This window comes from Pseudoalteromonas sp. Z1A6 (genome assembly GCF_011378745.1).
Lineage (GTDB): Bacteria > Pseudomonadota > Gammaproteobacteria > Enterobacterales > Alteromonadaceae > Pseudoalteromonas > Pseudoalteromonas arctica.
In genome coordinates, this window is the sequence record NZ_WTKW01000340.1 from 1 (window position 1) to 4,426 (window position 4,426).

3 protein-coding genes are annotated in these 4,426 nt (G+C 40.0%); 1 reads left to right on the forward strand and 2 read right to left on the reverse strand.

The genetic code is table 11. The annotated features are described in order from the left end of the window. Positions 1–51 precede the first annotated feature (51 nt). The gene (gene prlC / locus GQR46_RS16665) at positions 52–2,091 is read right to left on the reverse strand and encodes an oligopeptidase A (RefSeq protein WP_165741574.1); all 2,040 of its coding nucleotides are present in this window, start codon (positions 2,089–2,091) and stop codon (positions 52–54) included. Positions 2,092–2,177: 86 nt separating this feature from the next. Next, positions 2,178–2,852: a DUF2461 domain-containing protein gene (locus GQR46_RS16670; RefSeq protein ID WP_165741576.1), complete on the reverse strand. Its 675-nt coding sequence runs from the start codon at positions 2,850–2,852 to the stop codon at positions 2,178–2,180. Positions 2,853–2,930: 78 nt separating this feature from the next. Here GQR46_RS16670 and gorA point away from each other — a divergent pair, with 78 nt between their 5' ends. Continuing rightward, positions 2,931–4,292 carry a glutathione-disulfide reductase gene (gene gorA / locus GQR46_RS16675; RefSeq protein ID WP_165741578.1) on the forward strand — a complete coding sequence of 454 codons (1,362 nt, stop codon included), beginning with the start codon at positions 2,931–2,933 and terminating at the stop codon, positions 4,290–4,292. Positions 4,293–4,426 lie beyond the last annotated feature (134 nt).

The following is a 4,426-nucleotide window of genomic DNA, read 5'->3' on the forward strand; positions in this document are numbered from 1 at the left end:
AAAGCGCCATTAAGAAGGCGCTTTAATTTGATTTGTGCTAAATATTAATTTTTAAACAGCAATACCGCTATGGCGTAGTAACGCGTCGACATTTGGCTCACGACCACGGAACTTTTTAAATAATTCCATTGGCTCTTCGCTACCGCCTTTTTCTAAAATATTTTGCATGAAGGCTTGCCCTGTTTCAGCGTTAAAAATACCTTCTTCTTCAAATTTAGAAAATGCATCAGCAGAAAGTACTTCAGCCCATTTATACGAGTAGTAACCTGCACTATAACCACCGGCAAAAATATGGCTAAAACCATTTTGAAAACGGTTAAACTCTGGCGGTTTAACGATTGATGTACGGCTACGTACATCGTTTAGTACTGCTTGAATTTGGCATTGCTCACCCACTTTGTAATCGTTATGGATTTTAAAATCGAATAACGAAAACTCAATTTGACGCAGCATTTGTATGCCTGAGTTATAGTTTTTAGCAGCAAGTAACTTATCAAGTAACTCTTTAGGTAACGGCTCACCCGTTTCATAATGACCTGAAATAAAGCTCAGGGCTTCTTCGTCATAACACCAATTTTCTAAAAACTGACTAGGAAGCTCTACCGCATCCCACGCTACACCATTAATGCCTGCCACTGGCGCGGCATCAACTTGTGTAAGCATGTGGTGAATACCATGACCAAACTCATGAAATAAAGTAGTTACTTCATCATGAGTAAACAGCGCAGGTTTGTCGCCAACTGCTTTATTAAAGTTACACACTAGATAAGCCACCGGAGTTTGTAACTCGCCGTTAGCACGTACTTTACGACCCATACAGTCGTCCATCCACGCACCACCGCGTTTGTGGTCGCGTGCATATAAATCAAGATAAAAGCGACCACGTAACGTGCCACTGCTATCTACAATTTCAAAAAATCGTACATCTTTGTGATAAGTATCAAAATCGGTAACTTCTTTTACGCTAATACCAAATAAGCGATTAACGGTTTCGAATAAGCCGCTAAGTACTTTATTTGCTGGGAAGTAAGGACGTAGTACTTCATCTGAAATAGCGTACTTTTCTTGCTTAAGCTTTTCGCTGTAGTAACCAAAATCCCATGCTTCTAATTCAGAAATACCGTGTTTTTGCTCAGCATAGGCTTTTAGCTCTGCGACTTCTTGCTCTGCTTGTGGTTTTGATTTAGCTGCTAGGTCTTCTAAAAATGAGAATACTTGTTCTGGTGTTTCGGCCATTTTAGTCGCTAGTGACTTTTCAGCGTAGCTGTTAAATCCTAGTAACAGTGCAAGTTCATGACGAAGCGCAAGCTCCTCGCTCATAATTGCTGAGTTATCAAACTCACCGGCGTTAGGGCCTTGATCTGATGCGCGCGTAGAAAACGCGGTATAGGTTTCTCTGCGTAATTCGCGGTTATCTGCGTAAGCCATTATTGGTAAATACGACGGGAAATCGAGTGTAAATAACCAGCCATCTAATTCTTTACTTTTTGCTGTGTCGGCTGCAAGTGCAAGAGCTGATTCTGGCAAGCCTGCTAAATCACTCTCATCAGTAATGTGTTTGTGCCAAGCAAGTGTGGCATCCATTACGTTGTTGCCAAATTTTGAGGCAAGTTCTGATAAACGCGCGCTAATTTCGCCGTAGCGTTTTTGCTGCTTCGGCGCTAATGCAATACCCGATAATTTAAAATCACGAAGCGCATTAGTAATTGTTTTTTGTTGTGCTGTAGTCAGCGTTTTAAATTCGTCGCTGTTATAAAGCGTATTATACGCGTTGTATAAACCTTGATGCTGACCTACAAATGTTGAATATTCAGATATTAACGGTAAGCACTGCTCGTAAGCTTCGCGTAATTCGTCGTTATTCATTACTGAATTTAAATGCGATACAGGGGAGAACATGCGCGATAATTTATCGTCGGCTTCTTCAAGGGGTAATACTAAGTCATCCCACGTATACGAGCCTTTAGCTAACACGTCATCAATGGCTTTACGACAAAGCTCAATACCGTCTTTTAGTGCTGGTACTACGTACTCAGGCTTTATTTTTGAAAATGGTGGTAAGCCTTCAAGGCCAATTAGTGGGTTGCTCATAAATACTCTCTTTGCGTTAATGCATTACATTTTAAATTGGGTCTAAAAGTAAAAAAACAACTCAACTGTTTTTAAGTTGTGTAATTTTAATAGGGTTGCTCCAGAGCAAAACACAAATAACCCATTAATGAGTCGGCCACTTTATAACGTTCTAACACCGTATCAACTAGGTTATTACTGCATACTTGTTTTTGAGTAAGTGGGCTCATGGCTATAAAGTCTTTTCGCTTGAGCTCATTTATTAATGGGTGCTCTTTTTCAAACCCTCTTGGCGGGCGCTTTAGCGATTCTCCTGACATTCCGTATATAGATTTAAATTGCTCATTATAAATTGCTTTTTTATAGCTATTTGGGTTTTCATCTATGCAGGTTCTAATTGCGTTAAGCGCCTTTGATTCTGGTCGCCAAATACCCGCACCTATAAAACATTCGTCATTTGCTAAGTGAAAGTAAAACCCCGGGGCGTGTACGTCTTTTCCCATAAAATGGCGAAATTGAATCCCTACATTAGTTTTATATGGGGTTTTATCTTTACTAAAACGCGCGTCTTTATGGATTCTCATTAAGCTACCGCCCACTTTTTTATCTGATGCGACAAAATGGCTAGAAACCTCAGCAAGTGGTGCTTGCATTTGCCTAATGAAATCTAAAGCGGGCTCTCTTACGTATTCCTCATATTGTGATTTATGGTCGTTAAACCAGTCTCTATTATTGTTTTGATCAAGCTGAGCAAGAAATTTGAATGTTTTTTTACTAAACATAGGTCACCTAAACACTCTTTATTTTTAAAACTTAATGTTATGCTAATGCGCATAAAACTCAACGCCTAAGGACATAAAATGACACAACACTTTGATTATATTGCAATCGGTGGTGGCAGTGGTGGTATTGCCTCTGCAAATAGAGCGGCAATGCGTGGCGCTAAAGTAGCACTTATAGAAGCAAAACACATGGGTGGCACATGTGTAAACGTGGGCTGTGTACCTAAAAAAGTAATGTGGCACGGTGCTCAGGTTGCCGAAGCAATTAATTTATATGCCCCAGATTACGGCTTTAATGTTGAAGTTAAAGGCTTTGACTGGAGCAAATTAGTAGAAAGCCGTGAAGCCTATATAGGCCGAATTCATAAAGGTTATGACAGTGGCCTTGCTAGCAATGGCGTTACTGTAATTAAAGGCTTTGCTAAATTTGTAGATAATAAAACAGTTGAAGTAAACGGCGAGCACTACACAGCCGATCATATATTAATTGCAGTAGGCGGCCGCCCAAGCATTCCGCATATTGAAGGTGCTGAACACGGTATCGATTCAAATGGCTTTTTTGAATTAAAAGAGCAACCTAAACGCGTTGCAGTAATAGGCGCAGGCTACATAGCCGTTGAGCTTGCTGGTGTATTACATGGTTTAGGTACTGAGACTCATTTATTTGTACGTAAGCATGCCCCACTTCGTAGTTTTGACCCATATATAGTAGATACGCTTGTTGAAGTAATGGCTGCCGAAGGCCCTACTTTACATACTCACTCTGTACCAAATAAATTGGTTAAAGAAGATGACGGCTCTGTAACACTGCATTTAGATAACGGCAAAACTCATAACGTTGACCAAGTAATTTGGGCCATTGGCCGCGAACCAACAACTAATGCTATTAACGTTGCAGCAGCAGGCGTAGAAGTAAACAGCAGTGGTTTTGTAAAAGTTGATGAGTTTCAAAATACCACAGCTAAAAACGTTTATGCGGTTGGCGATATCATCGAAAACGGTATTGAACTTACACCAGTAGCAGTAAAAGCAGGCCGTACTTTATCTGAGCGTTTATTTAATAAAGAGCTACCAGATGATTTAAAAATGGATTACAGCTTAGTTCCTACCGTTGTATTTAGTCATCCACCGATTGGTACTATTGGTTTAACTGAGCAAGAAGCTATTTCTCAGTATGGCGAAGAAAACGTTAAAATTTACCAATCTGGTTTTACGGCTATGTACACAGCGGTAACTAAACATCGCCAGCCTTGTAAAATGAAACTTGTATGTGCCGGCCCAGACGAAAAAGTAGTTGGCCTACATGGTATTGGTTTTGCGGTTGATGAAATGATTCAAGGTTTTGCAGTTGCCATGAAAATGGGCGCTACTAAAGCTGATTTTGATGCCGTTGTTGCTATTCACCCAACAGGCTCGGAAGAATTTGTAACGATGCGCTAGGCGCTAAACTCTAAGTTCTCAATTATAAAAAGCCCTTGCTAAGTAAATAGTAAGGGCTTTTTAATGCTTATTATATTGTTCACAGCCAACGTTACATTTAAAACCTTTATTAAACATTAAATAAATATCTAAGC